14 protein-coding genes are annotated in these 13840 nt (G+C 62.4%); 6 read left to right on the top strand and 8 right to left on the bottom strand.

The genetic code is table 11. The annotated features are described in order from the left end of the window. From ACT3TP_RS04815 to ACT3TP_RS04805, 3 genes are all read right to left on the bottom strand, one after another. Positions 1 to 808 (bottom strand): aldehyde dehydrogenase family protein (locus tag ACT3TP_RS04815; RefSeq protein ID WP_444619595.1); only part of this gene is annotated, 808 nt, incomplete at its 3' end. Next, positions 805 to 2970, bottom strand: a complete 2166-nt coding sequence (gene betT, locus ACT3TP_RS04810; protein WP_444619597.1) for a choline BCCT transporter BetT — start codon at positions 2968 to 2970, stop codon at positions 805 to 807. The genes betT and ACT3TP_RS04815, both read right to left, overlap by 4 nt. Before the next feature lie 219 nt (positions 2971 to 3189). Then, the gene (locus ACT3TP_RS04805; RefSeq protein WP_105570080.1) at positions 3190 to 4302 is read right to left on the bottom strand and encodes a mannose-1-phosphate guanylyltransferase; all 1113 of its coding nucleotides are present in this window, start codon (positions 4300 to 4302) and stop codon (positions 3190 to 3192) included. A gap of 247 nt (positions 4303 to 4549) precedes the next feature. Here ACT3TP_RS04805 and sdhC point away from each other — a divergent pair, with 247 nt between their 5' ends. From sdhC to ACT3TP_RS04775, 6 genes are all read left to right on the top strand, one after another. Next, entirely contained in the window at positions 4550 to 4963 is a 414-nt protein-coding gene (sdhC, locus tag ACT3TP_RS04800) for a succinate dehydrogenase, cytochrome b556 subunit (protein WP_170947871.1), read from the top strand. A 3-nt stretch (positions 4964 to 4966) separates the two neighbouring features. After that, entirely contained in the window at positions 4967 to 5410 is a 444-nt protein-coding gene (locus ACT3TP_RS04795; RefSeq protein ID WP_096288996.1) for a succinate dehydrogenase hydrophobic membrane anchor subunit, read from the top strand. A gap of 48 nt (positions 5411 to 5458) precedes the next feature. Beyond that, on the top strand, positions 5459 to 7246 hold the full coding sequence (sdhA, locus tag ACT3TP_RS04790) for a succinate dehydrogenase flavoprotein subunit (RefSeq protein ID WP_105554137.1): 1788 nt from the start codon (positions 5459 to 5461) through the stop codon (positions 7244 to 7246). Then, positions 7246 to 8028, top strand: a complete 783-nt coding sequence (locus ACT3TP_RS04785) for a succinate dehydrogenase iron-sulfur subunit (RefSeq protein ID WP_096289000.1) — start codon at positions 7246 to 7248, stop codon at positions 8026 to 8028. Before sdhA ends, ACT3TP_RS04785 begins: the two co-directional genes overlap by 1 nt. Positions 8029 to 8148: 120 nt before the next feature. Beyond that, positions 8149 to 8310, top strand: a complete 162-nt coding sequence (locus ACT3TP_RS04780) for a hypothetical protein (protein ID WP_176484302.1) — start codon at positions 8149 to 8151, stop codon at positions 8308 to 8310. A 21-nt stretch (positions 8311 to 8331) separates the two neighbouring features. After that, complete coding sequence (locus ACT3TP_RS04775; RefSeq protein ID WP_444619592.1) at positions 8332 to 9798, top strand: catalase; 1467 nt, start codon at positions 8332 to 8334, stop codon at positions 9796 to 9798. Between the two features lie 87 nt (positions 9799 to 9885). Here ACT3TP_RS04775 and ACT3TP_RS04770 read toward each other — a convergent pair whose 3' ends face one another. The 5 genes from ACT3TP_RS04770 to ACT3TP_RS04750 form a co-directional block, all read right to left on the bottom strand. Further along, positions 9886 to 10422: a 2'-5' RNA ligase family protein gene (locus ACT3TP_RS04770; RefSeq protein ID WP_444619590.1), complete on the bottom strand. Its 537-nt coding sequence runs from the start codon at positions 10420 to 10422 to the stop codon at positions 9886 to 9888. A gap of 2 nt (positions 10423 to 10424) precedes the next feature. After that, a complete protein-coding gene (gene trpS / locus ACT3TP_RS04765; RefSeq protein ID WP_444619588.1) occupies positions 10425 to 11462 on the bottom strand; it encodes a tryptophan--tRNA ligase in 1038 nt (345 codons plus the stop codon). A gap of 16 nt (positions 11463 to 11478) precedes the next feature. Further along, a complete protein-coding gene (locus ACT3TP_RS04760; RefSeq protein WP_181148545.1) occupies positions 11479 to 12324 on the bottom strand; it encodes an exodeoxyribonuclease III in 846 nt (281 codons plus the stop codon). A gap of 68 nt (positions 12325 to 12392) precedes the next feature. Further along, positions 12393 to 12896, bottom strand: a complete 504-nt coding sequence (locus ACT3TP_RS04755) for a hypothetical protein (protein WP_105554139.1) — start codon at positions 12894 to 12896, stop codon at positions 12393 to 12395. A gap of 78 nt (positions 12897 to 12974) precedes the next feature. After that, entirely contained in the window at positions 12975 to 13793 is an 819-nt protein-coding gene (locus ACT3TP_RS04750; protein WP_444619586.1) for a GAP family protein, read from the bottom strand. Positions 13794 to 13840: the final 47 nt, after the last annotated feature.

Raw genomic sequence — 13840 nt, 5'->3', positions numbered from 1 at the left:
CCACGTTCGGGTTCTTCCCGCCCAGCTCCAGAGCGACCTTCTTCACCGTTCCGGCCGCCGCGGCCGCGACCTTGCGCCCGGTAGCCAGGCCGCCGGTGAAGGAGACCAGATCCACGTCGCGGTGCTCGGAGAGGACCGCGCCGACCTGCGCGCCGGTGCCGGTGACCAGGTTCGCCACCCCGGCCGGCAGACCCAGCTCATGGAGCACCTCCATCATCAGGATCGCGGTGGACGGGCTCAGCTCGGCCGGTTTGAGCACAAACGAGCAGCCGGCGGCCAGCGCCGGGGCGATCTTCCACGCGGCTTGGAGCAGCGGGTAGTTCCACGGGGTGATCATCGCCGCGACGCCGACCGGTTCGTAGACGATGCGGCTGAGCACCTGCGGGTCCCCGGCGTCGACGATCCGCCCGGCATCGGTTCCGGAGAGCTTGCCGAAGTAGCGGAAGCAGTTGATGATGTCGTCCATGTCCAGTTCGGATTCGACCAGGCGCTTGCCGGTGTCCAGGGTTTCGGCCAGCGCGAATTCGTCCTTGCGTTCGGCCAGCCGGTCCGCGACGCGCAGCAGGAAGTCTCCGCGTTCCGGGGCCGGGAGCTGGGACCAGGTCCCGGTGTCGAAGGCGCGGCGGGCCGCGGCGATCGCGGCCTCGGCGTCCGCGGGCCCGGCCTCGGAGACGAGGGCTACCGGCTCGCCATTGGCCGGGCAGAAAATCTGCCTGGTCGCGGCCGAGCTGGCCGGACCAAAGCTGCCGTCAATATAAATCGTCGCTGCATTGAGCAGTAGCTCGTTTTGGTTCTGCGGAAAACTCATGACTCGTCCTTCGTCTTAGTAATCAGGGGAATAGAGGAAGTTTCAAAGTCCGACTCCCAGTCAGACTTTCCGGCTCCCGCCGCGTTGATCTGGCTGGGTCCATCGGATTCGATCTGTGCGTTCAGGAAGGTGAGGTGCGCTTCGTACTGGTCCAGCACATCGCAGATGAGCTGCTCTTTGCTCAGCCCCATCAGGTCGTATCCGTGGCTGCCTTCTTGGGAGAAGACCTCGATGCGGTAATAGATGTCGTCGCCCGCGGAGACTCTCGCGTAGCTCGGTACCGGAAGCTGGACCGGGTACACCTGGTATTTGAAGGGACGTTCCTGCCCGTTGCCGACCACCAGGTCCAGGGAGTCGAGGTTCAGGTTATGCACCGCTTCGGTCTCCAGCTGAACAGCTGCGCCGCGGGCGGTGAACTCCTCGCTCACCTCGCGCAGTGCAGGCTCGGCCACCTCAGCGAGGTAACGCTGCACCGCCCGGTGCCCGGGATAATTCATCGCCCGGGACAGACGCTGCTTCCAGCTGCGCCGTTCGGAGCTGGGACCCATCCGGCTGCTCAGCACCTTGTGCATGGCCCCTTGATAGCTATCGGCCAGCGCAGATTCAACCCGCAGCGATTTAAACAGTCCCAGCATGATGAAGAGCAGCACGAAGGAGAAGGGGAGACCCATGATGACGGTCGCGCCTTGAAGGGTGGGCACGCCATCGACGAAGAGCATGCCCAAGGTCAGCAGGCCCGTGGCCAGCGACCAGAACAGGCGCACCGGCTTCGAACCGTCCGATTGCGCATCTTTCAGGTGCGAGGTGAAGTTCGCCATCACCAGGGCACCGGAGTCGGCGCTGGTGACGTAGAACAGCAGGCCGGTGAAGGTGGCGATCGCCGCGGTGATGGGGGTACCCGGGTACTGCTCGAGCAGCGAATAGAAGGCCCGCTCGGGGGTGTTCATGGCGACCTCGCCGAAGGCCTCATTTCCGCCGCGCACCAGCGCCAGCGCGCTGTTGCCGAAGATCGAGATCCACAACAGGATGAAGGCGAAAGGAACTACCAGAACGCCGGTGACAAACTGGCGAATGGTTCGCCCACGCGAAATGCGGGCGAGGAACAGTCCGACGAAGGGCGCCCAGGCAATCCACCACGCCCAGAAGAAGAGCGTCCAGCCATTGAGCCACTCATCGGGCCGGTCATAGGCGAAGGTATCCAGCGCCATGCCCGGGAAGTTCGCGAGGCTGTCGCCGATGTTGATGATGATGCCGTCGAAGAGGTAGGCGGTACCGCCGACGATCAGCACAAAGAGCATCAGCGCAATGCACAGCAACACGTTGAGTTCGGATAGCCGGCGAATGCCTTTTTCCACACCGGTCAGTACCGAGATCGTGGCCATGAAGACGGCCGAGACGATCAGCACGATCTGCCAGCTCATGTTCTCGGGAATTCCGAACATGAAATTCAACCCATAGTTCAGCTGGGCCACGCCGATGCCCAGCGAGGTCGCGATGCCGAAAATCGTACCCAGCATGGCCGCGATATCCACGGAGTGGCCGATCCAGCCATTGATCCGGCGGCCCAGCAGCGGGTAGAGGGCGGAGCGGATCGACAGCGGAAGATTGTGCCGGTAGGCAAAATAGCCCAGCGCCAGTCCGATCAGCGCGTAGAGCCCCCATCCCAGCAATCCGTAGTGGAAGAGCGTCCAGACCACCGCTTGGCGGGCCGCCTCAACGGTTGAGCCCTCTCCGGTAGGTGGCGCCAGGTACTGCGTGATCGGTTCGGCCACCGAGAAGAACATCAAGTCGATGCCGATGCCGGCCGCGAAAAGCATCGAAGCCCAGGTGAAAACGTTGAAGGTCGGCCGTGAATGATCCGGCCCCAGCCGGGTCTTGCCGACCTTCGAAATGGCGATGCTGATGACGAAGACGAGCACCGAGACGACGATGAGCGTGTAGTACCAGCCGAAGTTCTTGCCGATCCAGGCGACCGTGGCTCCGATCACCGCGTCGGCAGACTCCCTGTCGAGAATGGCCCACAGGGCGATGCCGAGCACCAGCGAGGCCGAACCGAAAAAGACAACTCGATTGATTCGAGTTTCTTTCTGGACCGGTTCGGGCACCTTGGCTTGGTCGTTGGGTTTGCTTGGCGGTTCGGAAACATTCTTAGCCGTTGACATGGCTTCAAACTTACTCATATTCCTTCCGAAAAGCACCCGAAACCGTGAATCCGAGGCATCGCGAGCATCCGAATTTGTGCCGCCGGGTCTAGTTATACCGGCTTGCTGGCGCGCCTGGCCGCCTTCGCCATCCGCTGCTTCGAGATAGTCCTCACAACCAGCAAAAACGCCCGTGACCTAACCTTTCGAGTCGGCCGCGGGCGTCGGAAACTGCGTGCGCTAGAGCACGTCGGTAGCTCCGGAGGCCTTGAGCTTCTCCACCGTCTGCTTGACCTTCTGCGCGTGCTCCTTGGTCGTGACGAGCAAGGCGTCCGCCGTATCCACGACGATCACATCGTCGATTCCGATCAGCGCGACCACCCGGGGACGGTCCCCGTAGACCACGCCGGTGGCATTATCCGAATACACCCGAACGTTCTCCCCCAGGGAGATCACCCCGGTGTCCTCGCTGGCCTTGTTCAGCCGACCGATGGCGGCGAAGTCCCCGACGTCATCCCAGTTGAAAACGCCGGGAATCACCGCGACGTCGCCGGCGGCCGCGGCGGGCTCGGCCACCGCGTAGTCGATCGCGATCTTGGGCAGGTCGGTCCAGACCTCGTTCATGACGGCTTCGCGCTCGTCGGTATCCCACGCCTCGGCGATGCGCATCAGGCCGGCATGCAGATCTGGCTCGTTCGACTTGAGGTGCTCGAGCATCAGCCCCACGGGGGCGACGAACATTCCGGCATTCCAGAGGAATCCGCCGCCGGCCAGGTAGCCGCGGGCCGTATCCTCATCCGGCTTCTCCACGAATTCCACGACGGCGCGGGCGGTGGGCGCGTTGGCAACTTTTAGCAAATCGCCGGCCTTGATGTAGCCAAAGGCCGTCGAGGCATGAGTCGGATGGATGCCGATCGTCACGATCTTGCCCGTGGCCGCGGTATGGATCGCTTCGCTCAGCGCCTTCTGGAAGATGTCCACCGGGCCGATGACCTGGTCGGCGGCGAAAGAACCCATGATGATATTCGGGTCACGGCGATACAGGATGGCTGCGGCGAGTCCGATCGCGGCCGCCGAATCGCGTGGCTCGGGTTCGAGCACCAGGTTCTCGTCACACAGTTCGGGGAGCTGGTCCATGACCGCGCCGCGGTGGGCACGACCGGTGACGACCATAATCCGCTCACCGGCCAATGGCACCAACCTGTCGTACGTCGCACGGATCAGGGTAGAACCCGAGCCGGTGAGATCGTGCAGGAATTTGGGAGCCGAGGCTCGGGAGAGGGGCCACAGTCGGGTTCCGACGCCACCGGCCGGAATCACGCCATGGAATCGCGCTAAAAGGTCTGCATTCACGAGCACAACACTAATTCATTCGGTGGGCAAACCCGGTCATTGAAGCTCTCGGGCGATCAATAAATACGAAACGTGTCTATGCGTTATTACGCGCGTATTTCCGGCCTTCTGGCGCATATTTGCCACTATTCGGTGAACATACTCACAAGCGCGAGACTCAAGATAGAACCGAGGCTCATATGTGGTTTAGACTCGCACAAGGAACGCTCGCACAAGTGCGTCAAATCTCATTGTGTGCAATATACACATGCGCCGTTGCGAGCCTTGGAGGTTTAGTTCAGTGTCGAAGACTTCGTCAGGCACCCTATACCGCGGCCGTGAAGGCATGTGGTCCTGGGTGGGACACCGGGTCACCGGTGTCGTTATTTTCCTTTTTCTTTTAGTGCACGTGCTTGATACAGCACTTGTACGCGTCGATGCCAGTGCATACGACGCAGTGATTGCCACGTACAAAAACCCCCTGATGGCACTCGGTGAAACCGCTTTGGTCGCCGCCATCCTCTTCCACGCATTCAATGGACTGCGTCTGATCTTGGTTGACTTCTGGAAGCAGGGCACCAAGTACCAGCGCCAGCTGTTGTGGGGCGTCATCGGCGTTTGGGTCGTTGTATTCGCCGGCTTCGCAATCCGCCACCTCTCGCTTGCATTCGGAGGACACTAAACCATGAGCGCAGAAATTGCTGCCCCCCGTAGCCAGCGTATAGACCCGAAGTATGTTCGCGGACCAAAGTCCCGCAGCAGCTTCGAGATGCTCGCATGGCTGTTCATGCGCCTATCCGGCGTAGTACTGGTCGTTCTGATCTTCGGTCACCTGATCGCCAACCTGCTGACCGGCACGGGCATCAACGCCCTGTCCTTCGGCTTCGTTGCCGGCAAGTGGGCCTCACCAATCTGGCAGTTCTGGGATTTGGCGCTGCTTTGGTTGGCGATGCTGCACGGCACCAACGGTGTGCGTACCATCATCAACGACTACGCCGAGAAGCACGCAACCCGTGCCTGGCTCAAGGGCGTCCTCTATGTGTCGACGATCTTCATCATCGTGCTTGGCTCCCTGGTGATCTTCACCTTCGATCCTTGCGTTGTGAACAGCCCGTTGCCACAGTGCTAAAACCCCTTTTTTAGCCACACAGATTTTTCAGAAAAGAGAGCATCAAGAATGCAGGTACACAAGTACGACGTAGTCATCGTCGGTGCCGGTGGTGCAGGTATGCGTGCCGCGATCGAGTCCGGTCAGCGCGCGCACACCGCAGTGCTTACCAAGCTTTACCCAACCCGTTCGCACACAGGTGCGGCCCAGGGCGGCATGTGCGCAGCACTTGCCAACGTCGAGGAAGACAACTGGGAGTGGCACACCTTCGACACCGTCAAGGGTGGCGACTACCTGGTGGACCAGGACGCAGCGGAGGTCATGGCGAAGGAAGCCATCGACGCCGTGCTCGACCTGGAAAAAATGGGTCTTCCGTTCAACCGCACCCCGGATGGCAAGATCGATCAGCGCCGCTTCGGCGGCCACACTCGTGACCACGGCAAGGCCGCCGTGCGTCGCGCCTGCTACGCAGCTGACCGCACCGGTCACATGATTCTGCAGACCCTGTACCAAAACTGCGTCAAGCACAACGTTGAGTTCTACAACGAGTACTACGTGCTGGATATGCTCATGGTTGAGGAGGATGCCTACCGCGAGGACGGCACCGCCTACAAGCAGAAGCGCGTTGCCGGCGTCGTTTCCTACGATCTGGCTACCGGCGAGCTGCACATCTTCCAGGCCAAGTCGGTTGTCTTCGCAACCGGCGGCGCGGGCAAGGTCTTCAAGACCACCTCGAACGCACACACCCTGACCGGCGACGGCATGGGCATCGCCTTCCGCAAGGGCATCCCGCTGGAAGATATGGAATTCGTGCAGTTCCACCCGACCGGCCTGGCCGGCTTGGGCATCCTGCTTTCCGAAGCGGCCCGTGGCGAAGGCGCGATCCTGCGCAACTCCGAGGGTGAGCGCTTCATGGAGCGTTATGCTCCGACCATTAAGGACCTCGCTCCGCGTGACATCGTCGCACGTTCGATGGCCAATGAGGTGCGTGAAGGCCGCGGCTGCGGCCCGAACAAGGACTACGTGCTGCTCGACCTGACCCACCTGGAACCGGCGCATATCGATGCGAAGCTTCCAGACATCACCGAGTTCGCCCGCACCTACCTGGGCGTTGAGCCGTACACCGAGCCAGTTCCGGTCTTCCCGACCGCGCACTACGTGATGGGCGGCGTGCCAACCAACATCGAGGCCGAGGTCCTGCAGGACAACGACACCGTGATCCCGGGCCTCTTCGCCGCCGGCGAAGTTGCTTGCGTTTCGGTCCACGGCTCGAACCGTCTGGGCACCAACTCGCTGCTGGACATCAACGTGTTCGGCAAGCGCGCTGGCCTCTCCGCGGCCAAGTACGCGGCCACCGCGGACTTCGTGGAACTTCCGGAAGATCCAGAGAAGTTCACCAGCTCCCAGATCGACTCCATGCTGAACTCCACCGGCACCGAGCGCGTTTCGGTACTGCGCAAGGAACTTCAGGACATCATGGATGCGAACGTCCAGGTGTTCCGTGACAAGGATTCGCTGGATCGTGCACTGGTAGTCATCGAAGAACTGCGCGAGCGCTACAAGAACGTTTCGGTCCAAGACAAGGGCAAGCGTTTCAACCTTGACCTGCTTGAGGCCATCGAGCTCGGCTTCCTGCTGGACATGGCAGAGGTCATGACCGCTGCAGCCATGCACCGCAAGGAATCACGCGGCGGACACTACCGCGAAGATTACCCGAACCGCGACGACGAGAACTTCATGAAGCACTCGATGTCGTACCGCGACGCAACGGCTACCACCGAGGGCATTTCCGGCATTCGCATGGAAACCAAGCCCGTAATCTTCACCCGTTACCAGCCGATGGAGCGTAAGTACTAATGAGCACGGAACTTCCGGAACCAGCATCAAAGATTGAACTCAAGCCAGGTGTCGGCGGCGGCGGAGAGATCCCTACCTTCGACATCACCTTGCGTGTTCGCCGGTACACCCCGGAGAGCACCGCTGACGCTTACTGGGAAGACTTCAAGCTGACCATGTACGGCACGGACCGCGTGCTGGACGCCCTGCACAAGATCAAGTGGGAGCACGACGGTTCGCTGTCCTTCCGCCGCTCTTGCGCCCACGGCGTCTGCGGTTCCGATGCGATGCGCATCAACGGCCGCAACCGCCTGGCCTGCAAGTCCCTGCTCAAGGATCTGGACACCTCCAAGCCGATCACCGTTGAAGCCATCAAGGGCCTGCCCCTTGAAAAGGATCTCATCGTTGACATGGAACCGTTCTTCCAGTCCTACCGCGAGGTCATGCCGTTCCTGATCAACGAAGGCCATGAGCCTTCCGGCGAGCGTTACCAGTCGGCAGAAGACCACGCCAAGTTCGAGGACACTACCAAGTGCATTCTTTGCGCCGCGTGCACCTCGTCTTGCCCGGTCTTCTGGACCGACGGCCAGTACTTCGGCCCGGCAGCCATCGTCAACGCGCACCGCTTCATCTTCGACTCGCGCGATGATGCAGGCGACATGCGTCTGGAGATCCTGAACGACAAGGAAGGCGTGTGGCGTTGCCGCACCACCTTCAACTGCTCCGAAGCTTGCCCACGTGGCATCCAGGTGACCAAGGCTATCGCCGAGGTCAAGCAGGCGATCCTGTCGCGCACCATCTAAGGATTCTTCCTTAACCCGCCAAGGGGCTCGAACCATCCGGTTCGGGCCCCTTCGCGTTAACTGCTGGCAACCAGCAGAGGAATTCCCGCCAGCGTATTTTGACCGATTCTGATTTGTGGCATGATGAGCAACAAGGGAGCTGGCGGCGACGCCAGCAGCCCTAAAAATTTCACAGACTTCCACGCACGCCACCCGTCCGTGGTTGAGGCCCATGCACAGGGCGTCCGCGTCGCAGCTGCCCGCGGAGCGCACGGGGTAAACCCGTTCCTGGCAAATATGTAATTTCCACGCAAAGGAGAAACAATGGCTGAGAACAAGAACGTGAACCCCTCTGGTTCGACCACCCAGGCTGGCATTCCGACGGTCAGCGATCGCAACTCGCTCACCGTAGGCGCCGACGGGCCGATCGTCCTGCACGACCACCACCTAGTCGAAACCCTGCAGCACTTCAACCGGATGAACGTTCCGGAACGCCGCCCGCACGCCAAGGGCTCCGGCGCTTTCGGCGAATTCGAAACCACCGAAGACGTTTCGCGGTACACCAAAGCGGCCCTGTTCCAGCCCGGGGTGAAAACCGAGACCCTGATGCGCTTCTCCACCGTCGCCGGCGAGCTCGGCTCCCCCGACACCTGGCGCGACGTGCGCGGCTTCTCGATGAAGTTCTACACCACCGAAGGCAACTTCGATTTGGTCGGCAATAACACCCCGGTATTCTTCGTGCGCGACCCGATGAAGTTCCCGCACTTCATCCGCTCGCAGAAGCGCCTGCCCGACTCGGGGCTGCGCGACGGCACCATGCAGTGGGACTTCTGGACACAGAACCCCGAATCCGCCCACCAGGTCACCTACATCATGGGCCAGCGTGGCCTGCCGAAGACCTGGCGCGAAATGAACGGCTACGGATCGCACACCTACATGTGGGTCAATGCCGCCGGCGAGAAATTCTGGGTGAAGTACCACTTCCTGAACCAGCAGTCCGGGAAGTTCGAGACGATGCGCGGGGACCAGGCAGAAGCCCTGGCCGGCTCCGATGCCGAGTTCCACCGCCGCGACCTGTTCGAGGCCATCAAGGCCGGCAACTTCCCGAAGTGGGACCTGTACATTCAGGTCATGCCCTATGAGGAAGCCAAGACCTACCGGTACAACCCATTCGACCTGACCAAGGTCTGGTCGAAAAAGGACTACCCGCGCATCAAGGTGGGCACGATGACGTTGAACCGCAACCCGGAGAACTTCTTCGCGCAGATCGAACAGGCGGCATTCTCCCCGGGCAATATGGTTCCCGGCATGGGCATGAGCCCGGACAAGATGCTGCTGGGCCGAAACTTCGCCTACGCGGACGCCCAGCGCTACCGCATCGGCACGAACTTCCAGCAGCTGCCGGTCAATAAGCCGAAATGCCCGGTCACCTCGTACAACTTCGAGGGAAGCATGACCTACGAGCACACCGGCGACCGCAGCGTCTACGCCCCGAACTCCTTCGGCGACAGCTACAGCGACCAGACCGGTCCGGCGGAGAACTCCTTCGAGTCCGACGGCGAGCTGGTACGCGAGGCCTACACCCTGCGTGAGGACGATGGGGACTTCGTGCAGCCGGGCATCCTGGTGCGCGAGGTGATGGACGACGCCCAGCGCGCCGAACTCGTGGAAACCGTCACCGGCGCGCTGGGCGGAGTGATCGAGCCGGTGCTCACCAACGCCATCGAGTATTGGAAGAATATCGACCCGGACGTCGGAGCGAAGATCGAATCCAACGTGCGCGCCCAGTAGCCGGTTGTCGGGCCGCAAGAGGCGGCACGCAAAAATCCCGTGGAACAAAAATGTTCCACGGGATTTTTGTTGTGCGTTCGGTTTCCGCTAGCGGGCCAGCGCAAGTTCCTCGCTGAGGTTCCACGCCCCGCCGCGGGTCTCGAACAACTGCAAACTCCGCACCTCGAAGCTCAGCTCGACCTCGCGCAGCTGCTCCTGCGCGGCATCCAGGTCCGCGCTGGGCACGTTCTGCGCGATCGTGAGGTGCGGGTGGTACTCGAATTGCGATTCGTGGCGCAGCTGGTCGGCCAGCAGCGCCCGATGCAGCTGCCAGCACTGCTCGGCCCCCGCGGCCAGCGGCAGGTAGACCACCTCGCTAGCCGGGCGGAACGAACCGACCGAGGCGAGCCGCACTTCAAAGCACGCACTGCCTTGGGCAACTCGGCGCACCTGCTTGGCCGCCTGCTCCCACGAATCGCGGTAGGACCCCGAGACCAGGGTGATATGCGGGGCGATCGGCTCGGTCCCCGCTCCCCCATAGACCCGCCGCCATTCGCGCAGCAGGCTGCGCTGTGGTTCGGGCACGGGAATGACGACCCCCAGCGTGAAGCGGGGCTCGAGCATTCCGTCCTGCGGCTCGGCCACGGTTAGCTGTGGCTTCCCAGCGGCGGCAGGAAGCCGACCTTTGCGTAGACGTCGGTTATGGTGGCCGAGGCCACCGTGCGCGCCTTGGTGGCGCCGGCCAGCAGCAGCCGGTCCAGTTCGGCCGGGTCCGCCAGCAGTTCCAGGGTGCGCTCGCGGATCGGGGTGAGCCGTTCCACCACGGCTTCGGCCACGGCCACCTTCAGGTGCCCGTACATCTTGCCCTCGAATTCGGCGACCAGCTCCGGCACGTGCTTGCCGGTGACCGCGGCCAGGATGTCCAGCAGGTTGGAGACGCCGGGCTGCTCCTGCCGGTCGTAGGCGACGACGCTGCCGGCATCGGTGACCGCGGACTTGATCCGCTTGGCGATCAGCTTCGGCTCGTCGAGCACGTTGATCAGCCCGGCCGGGGACTCTGCGGACTTGGACATCTTGGAGGTCGGGTTCGCCAGGTCGTAGATGCGCGCCCCTTCCTTCGGGATGAAGGCCTCGGGCACCACAAAGGTCTCGCCGAAGCGGTGGTTGAAGCGCTTGGCCAGGTCGCGGGCCAGCTCCACATGCTGGCGCTGGTCATCGCCCACCGGCACGCCTTGGGGCTGGTAGAGCAGGATGTCCGCGGCCATCAGCATCGGGTAGGTGAACAGCCCGACGCTGGACTGGTCGGACCCGCCCTTGGAGCTCTTGTCCTTGAACTGGGTCATCCGGCTCGCCTCGCCGAAACCGGTGAGGCAGTTCAGCACCCAGGCCAGCTGCGCGTGCTCGGGGACCTGGGACTGGACGAACAGCGTGGATTTCTCCAGATCGATGCCGCCGGCGATGTACTGGGCCGCGGTCACCCGGGTGCGCTTGCGCAGCTCGGCCGGGTCCTGCGGCACGGTGATCGCGTGCATATCGGGGATGAAGAAGAACGCCTCGTAGTCGTCCTGGGCCTTGACCCAGTTGACCAGCGCGCCGAGGTAGTTGCCCAGGTGCAGCGAGTCGGCCGAGGGCTGCATGCCCGACAGGACGCGGGGACGGGTGGTGGTGGCGAATGTTTCGCTCATGGGATGAAGTGGTCCTTTAGAACTGGTAGTCGACGACCAGCGGTGCATGGTCGGAGAAGCGCAGATCGTAGGCCGAGGCACGGTCTACGTGGGATTTGATGGCCTTCGCCGCGAGCTGCGGCGTGGCCATCTGGTAATCGATGCGCCAACCGGCATTATTGTCGAAGGCCTGCCCGCGGAAAGACCACCAGGTGTAGGGACCCTGGGCTTCGGGGCCGGCCAGTTCGCGGGCCACGTCCTTGTACCCGATCTCCGCGCCGAAGAACCCGTCGAAGTAGGCGATCTCCTCGTCCATCACGCCGGCGCGCTTATTGTGGTTCGGCTTCCAGTTCTTGATGTCCTTCTCGGTGTGCACGACGTTCAAATCGCCCACCACCAGCACGTGGTCCTTCTCGTTCTTCAGCTCGAGCAGGCGCACGTTCATGCGTTGAAGGAAACGGTACTTGTCCACCTGCTTCTGGGTGTTCAGCTCCCCGGAGTGCACATAGGCGGAGACCACGCACAGCGTGCTGCCGTCTTCCATGCTGAAGTCCGCTTCCACCCAGCGCCCGGATTCGGCGAAGTACTCCTCGCCGATATCCCCGCGCACCGCGGTCGGCTCGGCGCGCGAAAGCACCGCCACCCCGGCGCGGCCCTTGTCCTTGGCTTCGGCGTGCAGAATGTGCCAGCCCTCGCCGATCAGCTCGCGCACGATCGCATCCGGCGCGCGCACCTCCTGCAGGCACAGGATGTCCGCGTCGCGGGCGGCGATCCAGTCGGCCATATTGCGCTTGTAGGCTGCGCGAATGCCGTTGACGTTGACCGAGGCGACGCGCACGGCGCCCTGAAGCTTGCTCAAAATTTCCACGCTGGTAGGTATCACAGTTCCACCTTACAAAAAGACAGCGCAACGTTCGGCGTGAACGTTGCGCTGCGCGGTAACAAAATAATTTAGTTGACGATCTCGCCGTCGATGGCCTCGCCGGAGGGCTTCATCATGTCGCGCGCGTTGGTCGCGGTCATTTGGATGGTTTCCAGGGCGCGGTCGATCATTTCCGCGGAGTTCTCCGCGTTCTGCTCGCGCTGCTCGGCGATCACCCGGGCCTGCACCTGGATGATCTTGAAGGAGTGATCCAGCTTCATATCGCGCTGGCTCGTGCCTTCGTCGACGACGACGGTGGAGCCACCTTGCGCGCGGCCGGTGGCTGCCGCGGTGGCTTCGCGCAGCGAGCTGTTGATCTTATCCGCCCCACGCTTCAGGCCGAACATCATGAACGCCGCAAGCAGCAGCCAGCCGGCGGAGATCGCGACGATGAACCAGCCGACGACCTCGTTCGAGTTGGCGGCGAACACGACCGCCACCAGGAGGACGACGACCATCACTGCCATGGCCAGAGTCGATGCGTTCAGGGTGACTTTCTTGCCCTGCTTCGCGGTGCTGCCTAGAGGTTCCATAGCTGAAATTATCTCATTTTGGCTCCGCGCTGACCAATTTTCAGGCCCCCGGTTCGCCCACAGCGTGCCTCGGTGGCGCTAGGAATTGAATACGCGACTCATGAAGTCCCCCAGAGACATCCCGTCCAGCGCCGCCCGGATGATCAGAAAGCCGGCGATGCCCACCACCCAACCGAGGGTTTCCTGCGCGTAGCCGCCCAGTTTTCTGCCCACCCGTTGCAGCCAGTTATCCAAGCGGTCTCCGGCCGCCGCGCGGATGGCCACGAAAATGAGGCCCGGGACGATCATCACCACGCAGTAGATCGCCAGCAAGGACAGCTGCATCGGTTCGGACCAACCGCTCTGCTTGAGTATCGCCATGGCGCCGAGGTAGGGAAGCATCGTGGGCAGTTCCAGTAACCCCGCGACCAGCGCCAGCACCGCGATCCCGGACTTGCTATCCAGTGCCCGGGCCAGGAACCCGCGCAGGTTCTTCGGTATGTGCGGCCCGGCAGCCCCCGGCGCAGCTGGGTCCGTTGGCTCCGCGCGCTCTCGGGACGCGCCACCGACGGCCGATTTGCGCAGCGCAGCGGCCTTTTGCGCATCGGTTTTGTAGGTCAACGCCCAGATGATCATGCCCGCCCCGAGCAACAGGCTGAGCAGCCTGATCGTCGGGTGTTGGAAGAAGCCAGCCGGAACCAGTCCCGCACCAAGGTTCCATCCCGAGCCGATCAGCACGCCAATCACCCAGTAGAACGCCGCGAGCAGCCCCAGATACACAATCACACGCGGGATGGCTCGCCGGTAGTCGCGCCGCAGCAGCAACCAGATCGGGATGACCAGGGTGCCGATGCTTGTCGCGTCGATGAGCGCGAGGATTAGCAGCATCAGGCCCGGGGACTGCATCAAGAAGTTCATGCTTCTCACTGTGCGGCTTCGCTACGTGCTTGAAAATCGGGCAACGG

It is taken from the genome of Glutamicibacter sp. AOP38-B1-38 (genome assembly GCF_052377485.1).
Taxonomy (GTDB): Bacteria; Actinomycetota; Actinomycetes; order Actinomycetales; family Micrococcaceae; genus Glutamicibacter.
This window is presented reverse-complemented; position numbering and strand designations above follow the sequence as displayed.

Coding starts and splice junctions, on each gene's coding strand:
- ACT3TP_RS04785 (WP_096289000.1), top strand. CDS start 7,246: ATGAGCACGGAACTTCCGGAACCAGCATCAAAGATTGAACTCAAGCCA.
- sdhC (WP_170947871.1), top strand. CDS start 4,550: ATGCGCCGTTGCGAGCCTTGGAGGTTTAGTTCAGTGTCGAAGACTTCG.
- trpS (WP_444619588.1), bottom strand. CDS start 11,462: ATGAGCGAAACATTCGCCACCACCACCCGTCCCCGCGTCCTGTCGGGC.
- betT (WP_444619597.1), bottom strand. CDS start 2,970: ATGTCAACGGCTAAGAATGTTTCCGAACCGCCAAGCAAACCCAACGAC.
- ACT3TP_RS04775 (WP_444619592.1), top strand. CDS start 8,332: ATGGCTGAGAACAAGAACGTGAACCCCTCTGGTTCGACCACCCAGGCT.
- ACT3TP_RS04755 (WP_105554139.1), bottom strand. CDS start 12,896: ATGGAACCTCTAGGCAGCACCGCGAAGCAGGGCAAGAAAGTCACCCTG.
- ACT3TP_RS04780 (WP_176484302.1), top strand. CDS start 8,149: ATGATGAGCAACAAGGGAGCTGGCGGCGACGCCAGCAGCCCTAAAAAT.
- ACT3TP_RS04750 (WP_444619586.1), bottom strand. CDS start 13,793: ATGAACTTCTTGATGCAGTCCCCGGGCCTGATGCTGCTAATCCTCGCG.
- ACT3TP_RS04795 (WP_096288996.1), top strand. CDS start 4,967: ATGAGCGCAGAAATTGCTGCCCCCCGTAGCCAGCGTATAGACCCGAAG.
- sdhA (WP_105554137.1), top strand. CDS start 5,459: ATGCAGGTACACAAGTACGACGTAGTCATCGTCGGTGCCGGTGGTGCA.